Origin of the sequence: Limnobacter sp. CACIAM 66H1 (genome assembly GCF_001601825.1) — a bacterium.
Lineage (GTDB): Bacteria > Pseudomonadota > Gammaproteobacteria > Burkholderiales > Burkholderiaceae_B > Limnobacter.
Map to the genome: position 1 here is coordinate 32126 of NZ_LUJK01000011.1, position 23436 is coordinate 55561.

Annotated in this window: 19 protein-coding genes; 4 read left to right on the top strand and 15 right to left on the bottom strand. The window is 53.5% G+C overall.

The window, feature by feature from the left end:
• Positions 1–41 precede the first annotated feature (41 nt).
• The 9 genes from A0129_RS05110 to A0129_RS05150 all read right to left on the bottom strand — a co-directional run bounded on the left by A0129_RS05110 (position 42) and on the right by A0129_RS05150 (position 11518).
• Positions 42–1409, bottom strand: a complete 1368-nt coding sequence (locus A0129_RS05110; RefSeq protein ID WP_291712987.1) for a DUF1329 domain-containing protein — start codon at positions 1407–1409, stop codon at positions 42–44.
• A gap of 27 nt (positions 1410–1436) precedes the next feature.
• The gene (locus A0129_RS05115) at positions 1437–3248 is read right to left on the bottom strand and encodes a DUF1302 domain-containing protein (RefSeq protein ID WP_291712989.1); all 1812 of its coding nucleotides are present in this window, start codon (positions 3246–3248) and stop codon (positions 1437–1439) included.
• A 376-nt stretch (positions 3249–3624) separates the two neighbouring features.
• Complete coding sequence (locus tag A0129_RS05120; RefSeq protein WP_291712991.1) at positions 3625–4284, bottom strand: TetR/AcrR family transcriptional regulator; 660 nt, start codon at positions 4282–4284, stop codon at positions 3625–3627.
• Between the two features lie 57 nt (positions 4285–4341).
• Positions 4342–6486: a CocE/NonD family hydrolase gene (locus A0129_RS05125; protein WP_291712993.1), complete on the bottom strand. Its 2145-nt coding sequence runs from the start codon at positions 6484–6486 to the stop codon at positions 4342–4344.
• A gap of 149 nt (positions 6487–6635) precedes the next feature.
• Complete coding sequence (locus tag A0129_RS05130; protein WP_291712995.1) at positions 6636–7796, bottom strand: NAD-dependent epimerase/dehydratase family protein; 1161 nt, start codon at positions 7794–7796, stop codon at positions 6636–6638.
• Between the two features lie 55 nt (positions 7797–7851).
• Positions 7852–8451 (bottom strand): adenylyl-sulfate kinase, encoded by a 600-nt coding sequence (gene cysC, locus A0129_RS05135; RefSeq protein WP_291713041.1) that lies wholly within the window; start codon positions 8449–8451, stop codon positions 7852–7854.
• Entirely contained in the window at positions 8429–9028 is a 600-nt protein-coding gene (locus A0129_RS05140; protein WP_291712997.1) for a hypothetical protein, read from the bottom strand. The genes cysC and A0129_RS05140 overlap by 23 nt, the downstream gene beginning before the upstream one ends.
• A 14-nt stretch (positions 9029–9042) precedes the next feature.
• Positions 9043–9900: a hypothetical protein gene (locus tag A0129_RS05145; protein WP_291712999.1), complete on the bottom strand. Its 858-nt coding sequence runs from the start codon at positions 9898–9900 to the stop codon at positions 9043–9045.
• A gap of 4 nt (positions 9901–9904) precedes the next feature.
• Entirely contained in the window at positions 9905–11518 is a 1614-nt protein-coding gene (locus A0129_RS05150; protein ID WP_291713000.1) for a hypothetical protein, read from the bottom strand.
• Between the two features lie 139 nt (positions 11519–11657).
• Here A0129_RS05150 and A0129_RS05155 point away from each other — a divergent pair, with 139 nt between their 5' ends.
• The 3 genes from A0129_RS05155 to A0129_RS05165 are packed head-to-tail and all read left to right on the top strand — an operon-like array spanning position 11658 to position 13566.
• Complete coding sequence (locus tag A0129_RS05155; protein WP_291713003.1) at positions 11658–12128, top strand: DsrE family protein; 471 nt, start codon at positions 11658–11660, stop codon at positions 12126–12128.
• Positions 12129–12140: 12 nt separating this feature from the next.
• Entirely contained in the window at positions 12141–13427 is a 1287-nt protein-coding gene (locus A0129_RS05160; protein ID WP_291713005.1) for an MFS transporter, read from the top strand.
• Positions 13402–13566, top strand: a complete 165-nt coding sequence (locus A0129_RS05165; RefSeq protein ID WP_291713007.1) for a hypothetical protein — start codon at positions 13402–13404, stop codon at positions 13564–13566. The genes A0129_RS05160 and A0129_RS05165 overlap by 26 nt, the downstream gene beginning before the upstream one ends.
• Before the next feature lie 12 nt (positions 13567–13578).
• Here A0129_RS05165 and A0129_RS05170 read toward each other — a convergent pair whose 3' ends face one another.
• A complete protein-coding gene (locus A0129_RS05170) occupies positions 13579–14328 on the bottom strand; it encodes an LrgB family protein (protein WP_291713009.1) in 750 nt (249 codons plus the stop codon).
• Complete coding sequence (locus A0129_RS05175; protein WP_291713011.1) at positions 14321–14695, bottom strand: CidA/LrgA family protein; 375 nt, start codon at positions 14693–14695, stop codon at positions 14321–14323. Before A0129_RS05175 ends, A0129_RS05170 begins: the two co-directional genes overlap by 8 nt.
• A 106-nt stretch (positions 14696–14801) precedes the next feature.
• Between A0129_RS05175 and A0129_RS05180 the strand changes: the two genes are divergently transcribed.
• Positions 14802–15470 carry an OmpA family protein gene (locus A0129_RS05180; RefSeq protein ID WP_291713014.1) on the top strand — a complete coding sequence of 223 codons (669 nt, stop codon included), beginning with the start codon at positions 14802–14804 and terminating at the stop codon, positions 15468–15470.
• A 96-nt stretch (positions 15471–15566) separates the two neighbouring features.
• On the opposite strand, the gene A0129_RS05185 is transcribed toward A0129_RS05180, so the two are convergent.
• From A0129_RS05185 to A0129_RS05200, 4 genes are all read right to left on the bottom strand, one after another.
• Positions 15567–17336: an AMP-binding protein gene (locus A0129_RS05185; RefSeq protein WP_291713016.1), complete on the bottom strand. Its 1770-nt coding sequence runs from the start codon at positions 17334–17336 to the stop codon at positions 15567–15569.
• Between the two features lie 247 nt (positions 17337–17583).
• Positions 17584–18585 carry a CaiB/BaiF CoA-transferase family protein gene (locus A0129_RS05190; protein ID WP_291713018.1) on the bottom strand — a complete coding sequence of 334 codons (1002 nt, stop codon included), beginning with the start codon at positions 18583–18585 and terminating at the stop codon, positions 17584–17586.
• 275 nt (positions 18586–18860) lie between these two features.
• Positions 18861–21206 carry an acyl-CoA dehydrogenase gene (locus A0129_RS05195; RefSeq protein ID WP_291713020.1) on the bottom strand — a complete coding sequence of 782 codons (2346 nt, stop codon included), beginning with the start codon at positions 21204–21206 and terminating at the stop codon, positions 18861–18863.
• A gap of 73 nt (positions 21207–21279) precedes the next feature.
• Positions 21280–23424 (bottom strand): 3-hydroxyacyl-CoA dehydrogenase NAD-binding domain-containing protein, encoded by a 2145-nt coding sequence (locus A0129_RS05200; protein ID WP_291713021.1) that lies wholly within the window; start codon positions 23422–23424, stop codon positions 21280–21282.
• Positions 23425–23436: the final 12 nt, after the last annotated feature.

The following is a 23436-nucleotide window of genomic DNA, read 5'->3' on the forward strand; positions in this document are numbered from 1 at the left end:
AAAGGGACCATGCCCCCTTGTAGCCTGAATTTACTTAGCTATTACTGAACGCCGAGTCGACGCAGGCCAGCCGGCGTGTAGTTGGCGCGGTCTGGTGTGAAGTCGAATACGAAGGGCTGTTCTGCTTCATTGGTCAAACCAATGGTGAGGTAACGGCCCGCTTGCAAGTCGTACAAGACTTCAGCAGCGTAGAAAGGAACCATTTCGTTGTAGTACTGAATGTTGTGGGCTTCAGCCACGCGCCACAATGCGCCCTTGCCATCGTAGTGATCGATGATGGAGGCTTGCCAGTTGTCTTCGTTCACGAAGAATACACGCTTGGCGTAAATATGGCGTGCATCGCTCTTCAAGGTTGCTTCCACTTCCCACACGCGGTGCAACTCATAGCGCAGGTGCTCTGGGTTCATGTGCAGTGGCTGGTGGATTTCCTTGTAAGTCAGCTTGTTGCTGGCCAAACGATAGGAGTTGTACGGAATGTACATTTCCTTCTTGCCTTTCAACTTCCACTCATAACGGTCTGGCGCGCCATTGAACAAATCGTAGTTATCGGTTGTACGCAAGCCGTCAGCCGCTGTACCTGGTGAGTCGTAGGCCACTTGAGGTGCGCGACGAACACGACGCTGACCCGCGTTGTACTGCCATGCACGGCGACCTTCAGTAACCTGGTCCAGTGTGTCGTGCACCAGCAATACGTTGCCGGACACAGAAACAGGGCTCTTCAGGATTTGATAGAAGTAGAAGTTGATGTTGTCATCTTCGCCAGCCTTGTAAAAATTAGGCAGGTTGCGCGGGAACACCAGGGTGTCTTCAATGCGGTTAATAATGAAGGTGCCATCGCGCTCAACAGGTACTTGAACGAAATCGCGCTTGGCTGCACCACCGCGATAACGGGTCAGGTGGTTCCAGATGACCTCAACACCATTTTGTGGAATTGGGAAAGGAATGGCCTGCTCGAAACCAACCACGGAGTTACCGTTGTTTTCAGTTTTGGCGTTGGTTGCGTTTTTCTTGGCTGCGTCCAACACTTTCTTGGGGTAAGCCGTTGTGCGGTGGGTTTTGTACACATTCATTTTGAATGTGGGGTACTTTTTCAGCATTTCCAGCTGACCTGGTGACAGGTTGGCCTTGTACTGATCCGCATTGGCACCAGTGATGGTGAACAATGGCTTCTCATTGGCAAACGGGTCTACCAAGTGTTGCCCTGGCTTGTAGCCCGCTGGTGCCTTGGTGAGGCCACCGGTGTAGGCTGGAATGGTGCCAGCGGCGTTGCCCGCTTTTTCAGCACCAAATTCAGTCAGGGTTGTGCCCAGCTTTGCCGCTTCTTGCGCGCTGACAGCCGCTTGCGCGGTGCCAACAGCAAACAAGCTTGCCAGAGCCAGTGCTGTGAGCTTTGTTTGAAACTTCAACATAAAAATTCCTCCAGTGTGTCTCTGTTCTTAGAATGAGTAAGATGCGCTCAAAGAGATGAAATCGCGGTCGCGAAGTACATCGTAATCAGCTGCATTGGTGAACGTGGTGTAGTTGATTGATGCACGGGTGTTGGCATCAAATTCAAAACCCAATCCCAAACCAACCGACTGCCGGCCTTCGTTGAAGGCCTGACCTGGCTCCGGCGAATAGCCGTCTACGTCATGGGACCACACGATGCTTGGAATCAAATCAGTACCCAAGAAAACGTCGCGATAAGTCGCTTGGGTTCTCAAGCGGTAACCCCAAGAGAACTCAGTCACAAAACCATTGAAATTGTTACCTGGATCTTGAGCGCCACCGAACACTGCGTTCCGTCCGTAGCGAATTCCCCCATTCCGAATATCGGGCAACCCATCTACAAAGACCGCTGCAACCTCACCTACGAAAGCGACTTGACTAGACCCCAAGGCCCGGTCAAAAGTTTTGATAAAGGTGTTTTGAATTTGCGTCACATCAAACCGATCGAATCCGTTTACAACAGTTCCGTTAGGAGCGCTTGCAATCCTGTTGCGCAAATCTGCGGGAGCAGTGATTCCAAAGAAAGGGGCGCCCGTTGGCTGACCAAGTGTCAAACCAGCACGCAGCAGGTCGGTCGCGTTAATTTGAATTGGCAAGTCTTGAGTCATGGATGCCTCGCCCGACCATGCCCAGCCACCCACGTTTGTTGCAAAACTGGCTCCGAAGACTTTAATATCTTCAGGGTAGTCTGCGACGTAACGGGACTGAGAAGTAGGGCCAAATGTAGGCGCTGGAACCGCTCCTTTAAACAAACTAGCCATCGGCAATCTGCTGTGATACTGCATAGCGTAGACACCGAGCTCTGCATCCAAAGATTCAAAATAACTACGGAGTGCTAGACCAAACTGGCCACCATCATCAGGCTGGCGATCCAACCCTCGATTGATGAAGAACCCGCCTGGGAAGTTTTGCTGATCAGGCGCAGAAGAAAGGAACGCAAGTCGCCCACAACCATCAGCCAAGAAATCCGCAGTTGAGAAAAATGTACCGCAACCTTCGGGTACAGTTTTACGCCACTTCAATTGAACAAAACCTTCGAGACTGGTAGTGTCAGTGACACCTAAGTTAGCGTACAACATTTCAGCTGGAGTAAAGCCCTCTTTCAATTCCGCCCCGGGGCGGCGGAATGCTGAAACGTCAATCGTATTCAAACCAGCAATTGGGCTCAAAATAAAGGTGCTTTCACCCCAGCTGATGACTTGTTTACCTAGACGCAAATCAAGCGGCATTCCACCTACATTGGTGTTGATATAACCAAAGGCATCCAATACGTCAACACCGTCAAAACGCGCATATGGGTGGAAGCCGTTATCATCCAATCTGCGATTTGGAGTGTTACTTGTTGGCTCATGACCGTGGAATACATCTTTTTGATTCAACGTGTGGTCATAGAACCACTTAACGCGCGTGAAGAAACCATAATTGTCCTTCTTCAATTCAAAGTCGTGAACGCCTTTGATAATGGTCGAGAAGGTATCGCCCTTTTGAAAGTTCAAATTTCCGTCATCGCCGGTGTTAGACGCTCCGGTCCCAGTAATTCCTTCAGCGTTTCTATTCGCAGGCCCATAAAGCGCCCTATCCTGCCCCTCAACACGGAAACTGGTACCCGCCGATACGGTGGAGTTTACGCTAAGGTCAAAATCACCAATCTGAAAATTGGCAGCCTGTACAGGCATTACAGCCGCGGCAAATAGCCCTGCTGCGATCATGTTGCGCACGGCAACGTGTGTTCTTGTTTTAGTAAAAGAATGTTTGTTCATGTAGCCCCCAAATAATTATCGAGTCAGCAGACGAAACACGCCTGCGATTGCCGAACGGTCCTCAGACTGAGGATGTCGGAAAATCAACTGAAAAATCGAATAGTTGTTCCGGCCTGCAACAGGCGCGAACCAACCTTATGGGGAACTTCGAGAACCTTGAGAAAAATAAGACATGTCACCTCCAGTAATTGCACCTTGATTGATGCTTTTTGCTAATTTTTTGCTTAGTGTAAAGCAGCTTTCCAAAAAATAAAACCGTAATTACAGTTTTAATAATTTAGAGCGCCTTATCTAAAAATGTACCACCGGAGTAACATGAAATGTTGCGCGAATTGTCAATAGTCGCAATTTAGTAGTAATTTCACTACAGGGCTTGTCAGGACTCGATTCCGAGGTATCGACTTACCACATTCTGAATTCGCGTTTCGAATTCCTGGGTGCGAAATTTAACAGGGCCCGCATCACGCAGGCGGGCATTGTGAAGCGCACCGTAGACGACCTGAATGGCGAAAGCCAAGGCCCGCAAGGGATCTGGGTGAACGGCGCTGTCGATGTGCGGCAGCAGAGGCTTTGAAACTGTGGTGATGAAACCGAAACCCACATCTCGCATGGGAGTGGATTCAATGAAGCCCTTGGATTCGCGAATAAACGCTTCAGTCAAGATTGAACTGTATTCACCCTGAAAAATACCGACTAGAAAACTGACTACTTCGTCGCAAATCAGTTTACCTTCCACACCCACCCAGTTGCGGTCATCAAATTGACTGGCAGCGCTCATGAGCAACTCCTGGCAGCTCTCGGCGATCAAGGCGTCGAAGTAACTTTCTTTGTCTTCAAACCGGCTGTAGAACGAACCCACGGTGCAACCCGCTTCAGTGCAGATGTCTTTGATTGAAATTTCCTCAAGCACACGGGTGTGCAAGAGCTTGCGCCCGGCTTTGAGCAGGTCGTGCCGCTTTCGAAGGCTGCGGGCCTGCATGGCTGGGCGCACACCTTGTGTATTTTCTACAGCTTCAGCTTTGGCTTGATTTTTCACTGGAAATAAGAGCGCCCACGTGGAGTGGGCGCTGCATGTAATCATTTGACAGCCGGATTATGGCATTAAATTTTGCAATGTGGGTAAATTCAAAGTACCGCGCAGTGCGACCAAGGGGGTGACCAGGTCGCGAGAGGCGGTTGCCAAATATTGCGGGTGATAACCATACACCAGCAAGCCCAAGGTTTCGCCTTCGGCCAAACGTTCGGCCACGCCAGTCATTTCCACATGGCGCTTGCCAAATCCACGAATGGGCGTCACCTGATCATCGATCAAACGCCAGGCGCCGTTTCTGTTCACGCCCAGCCCAACGAACAACATGGGGTCGCAGCCAGGCTCCAAACCCGCCAACCCAATGGGTGACATGGCCGTGGCTGAATAAATTTGACCACACACAGGGTTCATCAACATATCCACAGGTGGTGCGATTTCGAAGGTCGCAGTTGGAATACCTGCCACCACATTCACACCGGCGGGCAAGTCGATGGGCATAACCGCGGGCGCAAACGGATAACGCAAAATGCCGGTCACCGCACTGGTGAGCACATTCAGTGGATCAGCCCCCGGCGTAAAATCAATGGCCACAGGCTGAATATTGCTATTGGTTGCTTGGCCCTTGGCTTGCGGCCCCAGGTTGCTGAACAATGTGTTTTCATTCACCCACACTGCGGCGTTTTCACTGGCTGTGCCTTGGCCCACGTCATCATTCAGGCTGAGGCAAACCTTGCCTTTGTTTGCAGCCAAGGTTGTGAACGCATTGGATTCGCTGGCGTTTTTGATCGCAGCAGCTTCCTGGGGCGTAAACAACTTTTCAACAAGGAATGCAAATTGGGCCTCTGGAATACTCAGGTCACCACAAGCAAAAGGGCCACCTGGCTTTTGGAACTCAATTTCATTGAGACCGTTTTGGGCGCCCTGCTCCGTCAGGTCAGCCAAACCAGGGACCATCGAAGGCGACAGGGGCAGAATGTGACCACTTTGGTGGGTCAGCAAACGTACATCGGCTTTTTTGCCTTTGTCATCCTCAAGCGCGCGGTAACAACTGAAGTTGTGGAATGCGTCGTTGAAGTTGAACAAGGTGTCCCGAAAACCTTGAGTGAACAGAATATCGACCGGGTCCGGTGTTTTCTGGGCCAGACCAGGCGTTACTTCACTTTGAAGGAAGCTTTGCGCGCCGGGGGCTTCAGAATCGCACCAATAACTTGGGCTGTGGTAACGGAAAAACTCCAGCGCTCCCTCTGGAAAACGATTGGCGGTGGCGCCGCGCAACAGGGTTTCGCGGATTAAGTTGTCTTGCCCGCTGGTTTGCAAAGCCATGGGGTCGCCTGCTTGCAGCTTTGGGCTCAAAGAACCCGATTCGCCGCCGGCCACCAACAGCAAGGCCCATCCCGACTTCACGGTGCCGGTGGGCTTGACATTGCCCTCGGCGGGCTCAAAATTTTCGATGCCATACGCGCCGCCAGGGTTCAAGCTGTAGCGCAGGTCATTCCATGCAATATCGGGGGTGAGCGCATCCAGGCGCTTCAGTGGATCAATGTTGTGAATCAACAGTTGATAGCCACCACCGTAGCTGCCACCCGTGGCTCCAGCCACCATGTTGAATTCACGGTTGCCCGCAGGTTTGGGCGTGCTGGCGTAGCGCAACCAGTCCAGGTTGGCCTCAGCCCAATCGAGGATTTGAAGCAGGTCTTGCCCTTCAAAGTCTGGATCCAAGACGCGGACAGATCCGCCGCTTTCACCAAAGCCGCGTTGGTCAATACTAATCACCCCAGCACCAGCCTCAATCAGGTCGCCCATGATGCCGCGTGGGCTGGTCGCGCGCGAGCCGCCATAACCGTGGCCTTCCAGCACCAAAGGATTACCCCGATCACAATTAAACTCGGCAGGCTCGAACACAGTGAACGCAATATTGTGGCCACTTGCAGACTGCAGGTTCACGCTGTAACTGTTGCCACCTGCACGAGGTTGTGTCGCATTGTCGCTGCATGCCGTGGACGTGAACTGCCGTTGTACTGCCTCAGGATCCGGGTTTTTAAAGTTGGCCACCAAGGTCATGGTGGGCTCAACTTCCTCATTGGGATTGGTGGGATTGTTCGGGCCAGCCAAACTCGCCGGGGTATCGTCGCTGCCACAGGCTGCGAGGCCCAAGGTGGCCCCGAGAAGGGCCGCAAGCAACAGTTTGTTGAAGGGTACTACGGTCATGGGTGTCTCCTGCCATCTCCGCCTTGTGACTTTTGGCGTTGTGGATTTAAGTGTGTATCCCCTTGTTACCGGGAGATGACAGGAATTAGATGTGCCTGAAGTGTCGCTAAGCCGACACTACTTGGACACTGAGTAAACATCAAGAAGCATTACACCTGGTGATACATTCGATACCAGGCGGCGAATTCAGCGATGCCCTGCGCCAGGGGGGTGACAGGCCTGAATTGAGTGGCCGATTGCAAGGCAGTGACATCGGCACAGCTTTGGCTCTTTTCCAGAATCGGGCCGGTGATGTATTCCTTGATGGCGGTTTTCTCCAAGGCATGTTCCAGCGCTGCGATCAATTCCTCAATAGAAACTGGCAAGCTGTTGCCCACGTTCAAAATTCGCCAGGGTGCGTTACTCGTGGCCTGATCAGGCGCCTCAACCAGCCACACCGGGTTGGGCTCGGCGGGGGTGTCACTGGCACGCAGCACCGCCTCCACCAAATCAGCAATGTAGGTGTAGTCCCGGGTGTTGCGACCATCGTTGTAAATTTGAATTGGCTTGCCTTCGAGAATACGTTTGGTGAACGCGAACAGCACCGAATCGGGTCTGCCCCAAGGGCCGTACACCGAGAAAAACCGCAAGCCAGTGGTGGGCAAATTAAACAGGTGACTGTAGGAATGGGCCATGAGTTCGCAGGCACGCTGAGTGGCGGCATCCAGGCGCTGCGGGTGGTTTGCACTGTCGCGCTCGCTCATGGGTTTCTGGAAACCCGCCCCGTATACAGCATGGCTGCTGGCATACGTTAAGTGGTGAATTTTGAAATGTCGGCAAGCTTCCAACAGCGACACAAAACTGTTGATATTGTTTTGCACACACTCGGCAGGTTTGTCCTGCGACAAAAATTTGTCGGTTTGCCCGGCGAGGTGAATGACCCGCTGAACTTTGTAAGTTTCCAAGCATTCGTGCAGCTGCGTACTGTCGCAAAGATCAGCGCGCACTGAATGGTATTTCGATCCAGTGGCCTTTGCAATTTCATCGAGCATGGTCAAGCGTTCACGCTTGAGCCGGGTGTCATAGTGACTGTTCAGTGAATCAAAGCCAATGACTTTGTCGCCACGCTCCAGGAGCGCCTTGGCCGTGTGAAATCCGATAAAACCTGCATGCCCTGTGACCAGTACAGTTTGTTTCTGGCGAGCCTGTTTCACCAAGCCTGGATCGACCGCCTCAAGCTCGGCCAATTCTTTGGTTTGAAGTTCCTCTGCTTTGGGTGCTGCATTTTTGAGCTGATCCGGGGCCGGAAAGGCCTCCATTTTGATTCCCATATTGGTTCTGCGTGCGCGGTAGAGGATCCTAACCTTACCCGAAACCGATTGATTGTCAATCCGGTTGTTGATTCATTCTCCCGTTTATTGAATACCGGCCCAAAGCAGGCTCCAGGATTGCAAAAAGTTGCTCCAGGCATTCGGAAACAGTGTACTGGTGGGTTTGCAAAATCAGACAGGGACTTTCGGGTACTTCATAAGTAGCGCTGATCCCGGTGAACTGCGCAATGTCGCCGCGACGCGCTTTGCGATAGAGGCCTTTGGGATCGCGTTGTTCGCACACCTGAAGAGGTGCATTCACATGCACTTCAAAAAATTGCCCGGGATTGAACAAGGAGCGGGCCATGGTGCGGCTCTGGGCTTGAGGCGAAATCATGGACACAATCACCACGAGGCCAGCATCCACCATCAGCTTGCACACTTGTGCTGTGCGTTGCACATTGATGACACGGTCTTCTGGTGAAAAACCAAGATCACTATTCAAACCGAGCCGCAAGCCGTCACCATCCAGTAAAGCCGTGTGAACACCCCTGTTGTACAACTCTTTCTCCAACGCCATCGCCAGCGTGGTTTTTCCAGCCCCACTCAAGCCAGTCAACCACACAACGCATGCCGTGTGCTTTTTTAACAATTCATGCTGGCATGGCGCAATCATGCTGCTCACAGGTCACCAGTTGCGGATGCTGTGCCTCATCCAGATTCATGATCACCCCGTTGCGACAATCGGGAATCACTACGGTGTCGAAAAACTCACGTGCGGCGCCTTCAAAAGTAATCGCCTGGATAACGTGACCGGTTTTTAAATTAACGGCGATCAGCTGGCAACGATCTGGCAGATGCAGTGCTTTCAAACGGTCATGCAATGGAAAGTTGGTTACATAGCCATCGTGCCGCGGCTTGCTGATACGATCCTGTTGAGCCGCTTTCAAGGGCTGCGCACAACGCAAAGTAAGCACCCCCTTTGAGAACTCGGTGGGCACACACACAAATCGACGACAATATTCCAGCGGTAAAATGGTTTGCAGGGTGAAATGGTCGCCGATGACATTGGAATCCTCTTGAGAACCCGATTCGGCCAAATCATCCAGATTCAGGAATCTTGAGCGCAAAGCGAGGCTGCCCAATTCGGCAGACCGACCCTCTCCACGCAAGTGTGTGTGTTGTTGGCGAAGCAAATTGAGCTGATGCTCATCCAGCCCGGCTTGTACCAAATCTGCTTCTAGTGATTTCATGGAGAATGTTTCCTTCAGTTGGGAAAGCCAGTGCCAAAGCCCGGTTGATTGTTGCCCAACTGGTTGCCTCCGAAACCACCATTGCCACCACCAAACCCGGAGCCAAAGTTGCCGCCTTGCTGCCCCCCCAAAGTACCTGAGGGTGAGAAAGTCTGTGTTCTCAGCACAGGCACCAAATAATCAAACTGATCGGTTTCCACTTTCAGCAACTGTGAATCGCTGGGCACTTGCGGCAGGCCACCTGCGCTCGACTCAAGCGCGCCATAAAACACATTGACCCAGGTGCCGTTTTCACTTAACCAGTCGACCGTGATGTCTTGCCCGTTGACCGTGGCTCGCAACGCGTAGCCGCTGACATTTTCTGTTTTACCCACTCGCAAACGAAGTGCACCCGATGAACGCGACACCGGGCGAGGCACCACGACAGCGGCGGTTGGTTCGCTACGGCCATTGCCAGCCTGTTGAGTGACAGCAGGCTGAATGACTTGCTGGGGCGTGAAATCGTTCTCGACCCGTCGCATCACAATGGCACCCTGAAAATAGGCGGTCACCTGCATATTGCTGAACAGGTTAATCAGCGGCACCGGCAACACCGGTGAATTCAAGGCTTGTTGCCGAATGTTCAAATCTTCTTGCGTAATCCGCCGCTCGGCCTGCCGACGCAAATCAGCAGCATCGCCGGTGGCTGCCTGCTCTGCCGGGCGCTGTGTGGCGCCGGAAGAATCTGGCCCATTTGCCACAGGTGCACCCTGTAACATGGCAGGGCGAATCAAGGGATTGGCAATGGTTTGCTGCGACAACACACCGCCCGACCATGCAGCACAGGCACTGACCAGACAACAGATAACAAGGGGTTTTTGAAAGGCATGCATGATTTCACTGCTCCTGAAACGGGGTCAGTTTCGAGATCATTTGAACTTGCGAGGGCACAAAACCCAGGCTTGTCGACAAACGCAAGGGGCCGCCCACGGCCGCTGCCACGGGTTCAACTGCGCTGGGTGCCTTGGGTTCAATTCTGCGTTTGATCGGGGCTGGCGTTTCCAACACGGGCAACTGCGCTGCGGGTTGTTCCAACTTGGCCACTTCACCGAACAACAACAAACGCGGGCGGATGGTCACCACCAGTTCCGTTTGTTTGGTGCTCTCGGTGCGGCTGCGTGTGCCCAGCCCACTTTGAAAATCATCCTGGGCACGCGACACGGTAATACCACCCAGCAAAATGGTGTCGCCGGGACGACAACGCACTTGGGTTTTCAGTTCGCGGTCAGCGACCTCAGGCAAGTTCAAATCCACACCCAAGGCAGTGAAACGCTTCAGCGCCAGAAGCTCCGTGATTGAAATATTGATGCGGGTGTAAATGGTGGAGTCATGTGCCTCGCCGGTCAGCGAGACTTCAAGGCCTGTACGCAGGTTCTGCGTGTCGGCGGTGGATTGCGCCACTCCGTTCACAATTTGCGAGCCCACACGCGATACAAATGTGGTGGACTGTCCCACCCGAATGTTGCCGTTGGTGCCATTCATCAAGCCGATTTTCGGTTGACTCAGGGTTTTGACATCGCCCTGTGACTTCAGAAAATCAATCAAGAAATTGGTGGAGAAATTTTCACCAAAGATCAGGGTTTCAATTCCCGATGCAGTGCGCGTCAGTTGGGTAATCCTGTCTGCTGTGCTGGATGCTCCTGCAATCGAGGAGTCCGGGGCGGTGTTGATTCCATTGCCGGTTTTGTAAAGCTCCCAACGCACACCCATGTTGTTGGAATCGTTCAGGTCCACCTGTAACACATTCATGTCATACACAATCAATGAACGGGTGGCACGTGCCCGCTCAAGATAATTCTGGATGTCGCTCAAGGCCCGACGGTTGGCGCGAAACACCAGTGATCGGTTGATGCGGTCCAGGTAAACATCACGCGCGCCCAGGTACTGCATGGTGTTGGTAATGCCAGCCATGCTGTCCTCGTTCAGCACAGGCGGCATGGTGACGACAAACTGTTGCTCAGGCATGATCCTCAGCACGCCCGACTCCGTCACTGTCCAGAAAAACCCCATGATTTCGCCCAACTTGTTCATCACTTGCGGCAAAGTGCCACTGAGATTGTTCAGCGTAACCACCCCATAACGGGACGCTGCATCCGCCCCACCCTCAAAACTCAATGGCATGTTGGTGCTGGCGAAAATCAGCTGCAGCACATCGAACAAACCGCGTTCGGTCACCGAGAGGTTCTCGACCATGCGGTTGGGCAGTTCACCCTCGGAAAGCTGGGGACGAACCCAGAAGGTATCGGAGGGCAAACGCTCAATGGGCAAAGTCACCTGAGGTGCTGCTTGATTTGCGCCAGTGATTTCCGGTGCTTTCAGTTTGGCGCGAAACTCGTCTTCCTGCCCGAACGGCCTTAGCGATGAACAAGCCACTGCGCTCAATGCGACAGCCACGTAAACACCAATTTTGCTCACACTCAAAGCGGTGTTTAATGCGGTATTGGGGTTCATACTGTTGTTCATCCTGTGAAATCGGTACTGTTGAGTATCCCGATGCTGGATGGGTTAAACATCCCTCTAAGGAGTCACCTCGCCGACCCCACCTTTTCGCGGGATAAGGCAGGGTTAACCGACATTGAAGGAGCAATTCATGAATTGGCTTACGATCAAAAACACCTTGGTAGCTTGCGCAGCAGGCTTGTTGATGACTGGCACGGTGTATGCGCAGGAATCTGCCCCAGCAAAGCGAATGAACACACAGGACATTACCTCGAAGGTGGTGTATCACATTGACGGTGCAGAGCAACCGCTCAAAGCCCTGCGCAATATTCGCAACCATCTCGATGTTTCGCCAAGAACCACCATCATTGTGGTGACCCATGCCAATGGCGTGGACTTTTTGATGGAAGGCGCCAAGCATACCGAAACGGGCACACAATACGCCCCACTGGTGAGCGCACTGACTGCCCGAGGCGTGGTGTTCGAGATTTGCGAAATTACATTGAAGAACCGCAATTTAAAGAGAGACCAGTTCGTGCTCGATGCGACATTTACACCATCAGGCGTGGTGCGTGTGGCCGATCTGCAAACCCAACAAGGCTTTGCCTACATCAAACCTTAATACCGACTTGCCATGCAATTGAACACTCACAAGGCCGTATCCCCACTCACCGTGTTGTGGTGCGGGGCATTCATCATGACCATTTCATTGGGCATACGCCACTCATTCGGGCTTTTTTTACAGCCGATGAGTTTGAGCAATGAGTGGGGGCGTGAGGTGTTTGCCTTTTCAATTGCCATGCAAAACCTGGTGTGGGGCGTTGCGCAACCCTTTGTGGGCAGAATGGCCGATCGACTGGGGTCTGCCATCACCATGATTCTCGGGGGGGCTCTGTACACGCTGGGTTTGTTTTTAATGGCCATGGCTGAAAGCCCTGGTATGCTGACCTTGAGCGCCGGTGTTTTGATTGGTCTGGGTTTAAGCGGCACCACCTTCCCTGTGGTGTTTGGCGCCGTCAGCCGTGCCATGCCCCCTGAAAAGCGCAGTATGGCCATGGGCATCTCCATGGCTTTGGGTTCACTGGGGCAGTTCGCATTTTTGCCCGGTGGTTTGTTTTTGATCAATCAGGTGGGCTGGTCTTCCGCACTCACCATTCTCGCGTGTATTGCAGTCATCATTCTGGTGTTGGCCTGGCAATTGATTGAACCCAAAGCCACGCCCCTGAAAACCGACGATGCACCCTGCAGTGCCGAGTGCCCGAACACCGCAGCCAGCCACCAGGAAGCACCTGCAGACAAAGAGCTCGGCATGTGGGCCTCGCTGGGGCAAGCCATACGGCATCGCGCCTTCCTCATGCTGAGTGTGGGTTACTTTGTCTGCGGCTTTCAAATCCTGTTCATCAGCGTACACCTGCCCAGCTATCTTCAAGACAGCGGCATACCTGCCAGTGCGGGCAGCACAGCCTTGGCCTTGATTGGCCTGTTTAATATATTGGGTAGCTACCTGGCCGGCTTGTGTGGTGGCAAGTTCAGAAAACCCATGCTGCTGACTGGCATTTATGGCCTGCGCGGTGTGCTGATTGTGGCTTTCATCCTGACTCCCTTAAGCACATGGAGTGTGTACTTGTTTGCGGCGGGCATGGGCGTGTTGTGGTTATCCACCGTGCCTTTAACCACAGGCACCGTATCAGCCATGTTTGGTGTTAAAAACCTCTCCATGCTAGGTGGGTTGGTATTTATGTTCCACCAAATTGGTGCCTTTGTAGGTGGATGGCTAGGCGGCCTGTTGTTTGATGCCACTGGCAGCTACACACTGGTGTGGTGGATATGTGTGGCTTTAAGTGCAATTGCCGCTGCGGTAAACTGGCCAATCCAGGAACAAAGCGCAACCCCCAATGAGCACGCAGCCCAAGCCGCCTGAAAATACAGATGCCAACACACCACTGATGCCACGCTGGGCCAAGGTGGTGTTGGTGGCGTTTGCCTTGCTGGTGATGTTGGGCTATGCAAGCCCAGACATGCGAGCAGTGTATGTGGCTGCATGGGCAGCGTGCTTTTGATTGGCTTTGCTTTTAACTGAAAAAACCAAACGCCCACGGTATTAAAAGCGCTCCAAAAATACCATGTAAACCCATGCCCAAGCTGGCATAGCGCCCAGCCTCGGGGTGCACTGAAAATGCCCGTGCCGTGCCAATACCATGCGCGGCAAGCCCCATGGTAAAACCGCGCACCCACCAACGCTTCATGCCCATGAAATTAAACAGCCAGGTGCCCACAGCTGCCCCCAGAATACCTGTCACGATTGCAAACAAAGCCGTGAGCGTGGGTGAGGCACCAATGCGCTCGCTCACCCCCATGGCGATGGGCGCTGTCACCGATTTGGACCACAAGCTTTGAACAATGTCCAGGTTGGCGCCCAACAAGTGAGCAGTACCTAAGGCGCTACCAATGGACAAAGCACCTCCCACCAGCAAGGCCGCACTGAGCAGGACCAGCGTGCGAATGGTTTGCCCCTTGACCGCAGTCAGCCCTTGATAAATTGGAACCGCCAATGCCACGGTTGCTGTGCCCAAAAGAAAGTGTACAAACTGGGCACCTTCAAAATACTGCTGGTAACTTAAGCCGGTGACTTGCAAGAATGCGGCCAACAGCAACACGGCAATCATGACCGGGTTGGTGAATGGGTGTTGCCCACTTTTTTTGTAGCACCACAGACCAAGCTGATAGGCCAGCAAAGTGAGAAACAAAGCACTAAGCGGGTTACCGCTAAGGTAAACCCAAATTTCAGGGAGTTCCAGCACGCGACGGGCAGACTCACTCATTCTTGCCGCCTTCGCTGACCTCGCCCGGCATAAAACGGGCAGCCAGCTTGTCCAGCAACCACGCAGTACCCGTTAGGGTAACCACCACACTGACCAGGAGGGTGATCAAAATCACCACACCAAATTCAGCGAGCACAGGCCAGAAAACCACCACACCCACTGCCGCAGGCACAAACAGCAAACCCAGGTTTGCGGTGAACACATTTGCAGTCGATTGAATATCGGCAGGCACACCACCTTTGATGAAGAAAAACACCAGCAAGGCGATCAAACCCAGTACAGGACCGGGAATGGATGGAAACAAGGCAAAACTGAGCAACTCGCCCAAAGCCTGAAAAGCAAGAAGTATCGTCAATGATTTAAGCATGTGGCAGTGTAGCGCCATGAAATTTTTATAGTCAACCTGTAAAACGGTGAGGCGTTAGAATGAAGTTGACAGCAATTGATTTAGAACAAAACCCAAGGAATACACCATGAACAAATTCAAACTTTCAGCAATCGCCCTTACTTTGTTTGCCGCAGGCTGTGCCAGCAACGGCGGCGGTATCTTTCAGCAACCGCAAGCCCCACAACAGCCCGCCCCCGGGTCGCCCGTGGCCGTAGCAGGTTGTCCGGTTGCCCCTGAGCGCAAAGTAGACAACACCAAAACTGCAATTGGTACCGCAGTGGGGGCCATCGGCGGCGCTATTGTGGGCAACAGCATCGACGGCAAAGACACCGTTCGCGGTGCAGCCTTGGGTGGCCTTTTTGGCTACCTGGTGGGCAGCCAGATTGCAGTGCGTGAACAGCGTGATGGTTCTGTCATGCTGGATATTCCGGGCGCCGCCTTGTTCGACACCAACAAGACTGCAATCAAGCCACAATTTGCCGGTACTTTAGACCAAATTGCCGCCACACTGCGTGACAACCCCAACACCATTGTTTGCGTGATTGGCTACACCGACAGCACTGGCAGCGACGAGTACAACCAGGACCTTTCAGTGCGCCGTGCCCAATCGGTCACCAGCTTTCTGACTGGCAAGGGTATCGATGGCGGTCGTTTGACTGCGGCGGGCTTGGGCGAACGCTTCCCGGTCGCGACCAACGACACTGAGGCGGGTCGCACTCAAAACCGTCGCGTTGAGATGTACGTGCGCAACTGAATCTGATTCAGCTGCCTTTGGCATGCTGCAGCAATAAAAAAAGCCACCTTCGCAGGTGGCTTTTTTGCTGATCTCACCGCTAGATGCAGTGTCCTTTTACGCAGTTTCTTTTGGCTTGTCGCGAAGTTCGCGGCGCAAAATTTTGCCCACAGGTGTTTTAGGCAAGTCGTCGCGGAACTCAACAAAGGACGGGATCTTGTAACCAGTCAGGTTCTGGCGGCAATGTGCGATCAGATCTTCTTTGGTCACACTGGCGTCTTTCTTCACCACGACCAGCTTCACTTTCTCGCCAGTCACTGGGTCGGGCACGCCCACCACGCCACATTCCAGAACACCTGGGTGCTGGGCAACCACGTCTTCAATTTCGTTCGGGAACACATTGAAGCCGCTTACGATAATCATGTCTTTCTTGCGGTCTACAATCTTCACGAAGCCTTGCTCGTCCATGGTGCCAATGTCACCAGTCGCCAGCCAGCCATCTTTGTCGATTGTTTTGGCGGTTTCTTCAGGGCGGTTCAAGTAACCCAACATCACTTGCGGACCACGCACACAAATTTCGCCAGGTTCATTCAAACCAGCCCACAAGCCATCGTCGCGCTTCAAACGAACTTCGGTTCCCGGAATGGGCAAACCGACATTGCCGCGGAATGCAGGGCGCTCAACGCCATGCAGGGGAGGAACGGTCACCACTGGTGAAGTTTCTGTCATGCCGAAGCCTTCAGAAATCGCGCAACCAGTGACTTTGTACCAACGCTCAGCGATGGGCTGTTGCAAAGCCATACCGCCACTCATTGCAAACTTCATGTCCGAGAAATCGCGCTTGCAGAATTCTTCGTTGTTCAGGAAAGCATTGAACAAGGTATTCACTGCAGTGATCACATGGAATTTTTCTTTCCGAAGCACCTTCATCACGGTGCCCACATCACGTGGATTGGCAATCAGAATGTTGCGTGCACCAAAAGTCATGAACAACATGCAGTTCACGGCCAGCGCGTAGATGTGATAAAGCGGCAGCATGGTGACCACGCAAATCGGGTCTTTGCCAATGGCTTCGCTCATCCAGGCCAGACCCTGTTCCATATTGCTCATCAGGTTGCGCTGGGTCAGCATTGCGCCTTTGGACACGCCAGTGGTGCCACCGGTGTATTGCAGCAACGCCACATCGTCCAGCTTCGGGCTGGGTTTTGGAAAAGAAACACCCTTGCCAGCAGCCAGTGCTTTCTTGATGGGTACGGCCTGAGGCAAATTGTAGGCTGGCACCATCTTCTTGATTTTGCGCATCACGAAGTTGACGATGAAGCCCTTCAAGCCACCCAGCAAGTCGCCCAGTTGGGTAATCACGATGTTCTTAACCTTCGTACCCTCCAGCGATTGCTGCAGCGTGTTGGCGAAGTTCTCGAATACCACGATCGTGGTGGCGCCAGAGTCTTTCAACTGGTGGTTCAGTTCACGCACGGTGTACAGGGGGTTCACGTTGGTCAGTGTACAACCCAGCTTCATGGCACCCACAAAACACACGGGGAACTGCACGCAATTGGGCAGCATGATGGCCACAACGTCACCAGCCTTCACACCAATCGATTTCAGATAGCCCGCAAACTGGTCAGACATGTCGTCGACCTGCTTGTATGAAAACTCAGTGCCTGCAGACACAAACGCGGGACGGTCTGCGTACTTTTTGAGGCACTCAACCACCAGCTCCAGCATGCTGTTGTAACGCAGTGGTGGCATGTCACCAGATACACCAGGAGGGTAGCTTTTGGTCCAGTAACGGGACTCAAACAGCTCCTGTGCTTCTTTGCTGACGAAACCATTGAATTGATCGGGCGATACCTTAGGGGCTGCCTCGTCGGGACGTGCTGACATGTACTGATCTCCTGTGAACCGAGCGAATGCGGCCAAGGAGCGGTGCCACTCTGGGTGGCTTTTTATGTCTCCCCGGCTGAGCCTGCTTGGGCTCGGTTTTTATAAGTGTTGTATAAGACTTCCGGCAAATTCAACAATACCATTCTTCCCGCGATTTTGGTAAGAATCGCGTAAGTTAACCCAAAGAATTCAGGATTTTAGACGCAGTACTCGATTTACCGGCGCAATTTTCCCAGCGGAAAAAACATCAAATACCCAGCAAATTTCGCTTTTTGATTTCTGCGCGGCTCAGCACCGGTGTGATACAGGCGTCCACCTTGCCAAACACTTGCTCCCAATGGGCAAGAGGCTGAGAAGCAATCAACGCCTTCATGTCAGCCAGCATCTGAATTGCGGGCGGGGTGCCTGGCATGGCACCGCGGCTCCAATGAATATTGACCCACTCTGGCTTGCCCATGGCCTCGCAGGCCACTTTCCAGAACTTGTGCTCGAGTGAACCCACCGCCAAATGACGCTGATCCGCAGTTTTGTACACGTTGTAACAGGCCAGGCCACCGCTGAGCAAGTCGTCTTGATGGCGAGCAGGTTTGCCACTGAGCATGATCCACATTTGCTCCATGCTCTCGGGCATGATGTTTTGCTTCCACAGGTTGTGGGTCATGGACACATCCACAAACGTACCTTGGCCTGTGCGCTGGGCCTTCAACAAGGCCGCCAAGATGCCTTGCACAGCAGCGGAAGTGCCTCCAAACAAATCGCCAAACTGTACCGCAGGCACCGGGATGTCGCCGTTGGCCGTTTGCAAACCATCGAGCACGCCACTTAAGGCCATGTAGTTGATGTCGTGACCAGCCTTTTCAGCCAACGCCCCCTGTTGACCGTAGCCCGTGATGCAACACATCACCAGCTTCGGGTTCAGCGCTTTCAAAGTGTCGTAGCCACAGCCCATGTCGGCCATGACGCCGGGACGGAATCCATCAATCAGCACATCGGCCTTGGCAGCATGATCCTTCAAAGCCTGAATGCCCTCGGGCGTACGAAAGTCGGCAGTCACAATCTGTTTGCTGCTGTTCAACGCGGCATACAACATGGGCATGCTTTTGGCATCATCCCCGTGGGGCGGCTCCATCTTGATGACCTTGGCACCCATTTGCTGCAGGATCAGCGACGTGGCTGGTCCGGGCAAATTGCGCGACAAATCAAGAACGGTAATGCCTTCGAGCAAGGTGGGGTCTTGAATGGGTGACATGTGTGACGGCCTTGGTAAATAGTTGAGTACGAAAACGGTTGCTGGCGAATGAACCGGCTCAATGCCCCGTGGATGCGGGGCGATACTCGCTTCGCCTGGCTTTGCAAGGTTTCCCGGCGGATTCGCAGCGCGGGGCGATTGCGTAGCAATCGATGCGAAGACGCCGAGGCGTTTCGCATGCCCCAAGCAAGAAGCATCAAGCCGGAAAAAGAAACCTTGCTGAGGGCGAAGCGAGTAACACCCCAAGTCAATGGGGCATTACACATTCAAACGTTTTAAGAGTTTACAACTCTCAAGCGCTCGCCCTGCACGGCCGCACCATGCGCAACATTGGGCACGTTCGCACATTCAAAACCTGGAGCATAGGTTACGGAGTTGTCACCAAAGAATTCCTGCGGTGTGAACTCGTCGACCATGATGGCTTCGAGGCTGATGCGATTGGCTCGGTCCAGCAGCTTTTTGTCAGCTGCTGTAATAATGCCTTTGGCCAATGCGGCCTCGGCCATTTCTTGTACAGAACCTTTGTCCACCAGCTTGGAGCGGCGCGCCTGAATCACTTTCATTTGCACCACCTCGGCTTCCTGAACAGCCTGGAAGGCTGCCATCAAACGCTTCACGCCCGTGGTTTGGGCCAACACTTCATCGCTGTCCAGGTCCGCCAGGTTGAACTTGGGCATGTACAAGTCGCCAGTGATGCGCCCGAGTTGTGCACCACTCTTGGTAATCGATTTGGCCACAGTGGGCACCAAACGATCAAGACCTGAACCCACCAATGGATTCACGCGCAGGCTGAAATAACCAACGGTGCGCAACAGAAAACCGACTGCGTTGTTGCCAAAATTGGCGTAGATCGACTCGAATGCTTTTTGCACCTTGGCCAAAGCATATTCGCAGGCGTATTGCACCAGCGGCAAGTCTTCTTTGATCTCGCCCTCAGCCACGTAGCGGCGAATGGTTGAAATCGCCAACAGCTGCCAACCCAATGCATCCGCGAAATGACCAGTCAGTTGCTGGCGTGCTTTCAGCTTGCCGCCCACAGTAATCAGCGCCATGTCGGTGAGGAATGAATAGCGCGATGACGCCCATGCCAGCTTGCGCAAATAAGGTGTTACTCCATCCACTTTGGGCGTGCTGGCCAGGTAACCACGGGTCAAGGTAAGGCCAATCAAGCGACCGGTGTTCACCACCATGTGACCAATCCAGCCCTTCAGCGCGCTGCTGAATGTGGGCAGGTCATTGGCTTCCAGTGCATTCGCAATTTTGAATGCATAGGGGTGGCAGCGCACTGCACCCTGGCCGAATGTAATCAGCGAACGGGTCATGATGTTGGCGCCTTCAACTGTAATAGCGACTGGGGCTGAACAGTAGCCGCGGCCAATCACGTTGTTGGGGCCTTGCATCACACCGGCACCAGCCATCACGTCCATGGCGTTTTTCGCTTGCTCACGTGAAAGTTCGGTGAGGTAGGCTTTCCACACAGCTGACACCACTGGGGGCTGTTCGCCGTTGTCCAGTGCACTCAATGCGTACACACGCGCAGCCTCGCTGAGGTAAGCCATGGCTGCAATCTCGGCCAGCTTTTCCTGAATACCTTCCATCTCGGCAATGGGCATGCCGAACTGCTGGCGAACACGGGCGTATGCTCCCGAAGCAGCCGCTGCCGCACGGATGCCGCCCACTGCACCGGCTGGCAGTGAAACCGCGCGACCACCTGCCAGCTGTTCCATCAACATGCGCCAGCCTTGGCCTGCGCACTCTTTGCCACCAATAATTTCGTCTGCATCAATGACGACGTCGCGGCCAATAATCGGGCCGTTGTAGAACGCATCACCAATCGGCTGATGGTGTTTGCCCATTTCCAAACCAGGCGAACCACGGTGCACCAAGGCCACGGTAATGCCTGGCTCTGCACCTTTGCCCAACAAATTCTCGGGGTCGTGTAGTTTGAATGCCAGCGAAATCAGGTTGGCCACCGGTGCCAACGTGATGTAACGCTTGCGGAAGTTCAGCTTGATTTGAACCTTGCCTTCAGCGTTATTGAACACCACGCCGCGCGCCAGGATGGACGCTGCATCGGATCCCGCAGTGGGTTCGGTCAAACCGAAACAGGGCAGGTATTCGCCACTGGCCAGGCGTGGCAGGTAATGTTCTTTCTGTGCCTGAGTACCGTAGTGCTTGATCAATTCAGCTGCACCCAAGCTGTTGGGAATCACAACCAGTGTTGACAGCAGTGGGCTGTGCGATGTGATCATCGCCATGATGGTGGAAATGGCGTTGGCCGAAAATTCCAGGCCACCAAACTTTTGGGGAATCAGGAAGGAATAAAAACCGGCAGAGGCCAAAAAGTCGACTGCTTTTTTCGGAATGATGCGTGTGGTCGCAATTTCATGCGGGTCGCACATTTCGCACAGCTGTTGCACTGGGCCGTCGATGAAATCGCGCTCGCGCTGATTCAATTTCGAGTACGGCTCGGCAAACATTTTTGCAAAATCGGGCTTGCCGGAAAACACCTGCCCGTCAATCCATACCGTGCCTGCTTCAAGCGCCTGGCGCTCGGTCGGCGAAATTTGCGGCATGGCTTTGGCTTTGATCAAGCCATTCATGATTGCTTTGAATACCATGGTTACTGCTCCTGTTTTCGTCATTCATCGCGAAGCAGGCTGCTCTGGGACAGCTTGCTTCGCAGGGTAAAAATCAAGCCAGATTGTCTTCCAGCTTTTTGCCTTGTGCAGCCAATTCAACCAGCATGCTGGCGGGCTTGAAACGCTCGCCGTACTTGGCGGCCAGTTCTTCACAACGCTTCACGAACTGGGGCAGACCCTTGGCGTTGATGAACTGCAACATGCCGCCTGTGAATGGCGCAAAACCCAATCCAAAAATTGAACCGATGTTGCCATCCGCTACGGAGCGCAACACTTTTTCCTGCAAGCAGCGTGCGGCTTCATTGGCCTGGATGTACATCAGGCGGTCCTGGATTTCTTGTGAGCTTGGCTGCTCTTTGGCCAGCGGGAATTCTTCGCTCAACCCCTTCCACAAAGTTTTGCCTGCGGGGGTGTAGTCGTAGAAGCCTTTGCCGTCTTTCTTGCCGATACGGTCATGCTTTTCAGCCACAGTAATCAGTGTTTTGTAACCTGGATGATCGGGGAAGGTTTGGCCCGCGGCTTCCATGTCTTTTTTGGTTTGCTTCATGATCAGCAAACTCAAGCTGAGTGACACTTCGTCGTACAAAGCCAAAGGTGGCATGGGCATGCCGGCTTCCAGACCTGCCATTTCGATGGAACGTGGGTGAACACCCTCGCCTACCATGGCGGCTGCTTCCATCAGGAAGGTGCCAAAAACACGGCTGGTGAAGAAGCCGCGACTGTCGTTGACCACAATCGGTGTTTTGCCGATTTGCTGAACATAGTCAAAGCCCTTGGCCAGAGTTTCATCGTCGGTCTTTTCACCCATGATGATTTCAACCAGCGGCATTTTGTCCACGGGGCTGAAGAAGTGCAAACCGATGAACTGGTTGGGGCGCTTGGACGCCTCGGCCAAGCCAGTGATTGGCAAAGTCGAGGTATTGGATGCATACACGGCTGTTGCAGGAATAACCGCTTCTGCCTTGGCAGTGACATCGGCTTTCACGGCACGGTCTTCGAACACCGCTTCAATCACCAAATCTGCACCTTCCAATTTGGAGTAGTCGGTGGTGGCAGTAATCAGGTTCAGCAGTGCCTCTTTCTTTTCTGGGGTGCTGCGCTTTTTGGCAATGGCTTTGTCCAGCAGGTTGGTGCTGTAGGCTTTGCCCTTGTCCGCGCCTTCTTGCGTGGCGTCGATCAACACCACTTCAATGCCCACTTTCGCAGACACGTAAGCAATGCCCGCACCCATCATGCCTGCCCCCAGCACGCCAATTTTCTTGACCTTGCTTTTTGCGGGTGCGCTTGGGCGGCTTTGGCCTTTCTTGATGCTGTTGAGCTGATACCACAGCGTGTTCATCATGTTCTTGCTTTCTTGCGACAACACACAAGCAGCAAAGTAACGGCTTTCCACTTTCAAACCGGTGTCGATGTCAGTAATGCCGCCTTCGAACACGCAGCTGGCAATGTGGGTCAGCGCGGGGTAGTTGCCGAATGCCTTAGCGTTGGCCATGCTCGGTGCAATCGCCCAAATCTGTGCAATGGCTGGGTGCTTGGAATCACCACCGGGAAATTTGAAGCCTTTCACGTCCCATGGCTGCAAGGCCTTGGGGTTGGCGAGGGCCCAGGCTTTGGCCTTGGCAATCATGTCTTCAATCGTGTCTGCGGTGTCTTGAATGATGCCTTTTTTCACCGCCTGCTCAACGCGCAGTTCCGTGCCTTGGGTCATCATTTCCAGCGCACCCTGAATGCCAATCATGCGGGGCAAACGCTGTGTGCCACCGCCACCGGGCAACAAGCCCAACTTCACTTCGGGCAAACCGAATTTGGCTTTGGGGTTGTTCAATGCGATGCGGTGGTTACAGGCCATGGCCAGTTCCAGACCGCCACCCAGCGCGGTGCCGTTCAAGGCACACACAATGGGCTTTTCGCACTTTTCCATGCGACGCAACAGGGTTTTGAAGGCTTCTGCCAAATCAAAGGCCTGCTGTGGGTCGGTAATTTTGTACACCGTGTCCAGGTCAGCGCCAGCCAGGAATTCTGGCTTGCCGGAAGTCAGCACCACACCCTTCACAGCTGCGTCGGTTTCGATGCGGGTCAGGGCTTCCGCAAACGGGCCCATCAATTCTTCATTCAATACGTTCATGGAACGGCCGGGCATGTCGAGCGTGACTACCGCGATGCCATCCTGACCGAGTTCAAATTTCACTGCACTCATTGTTGTTTCTCC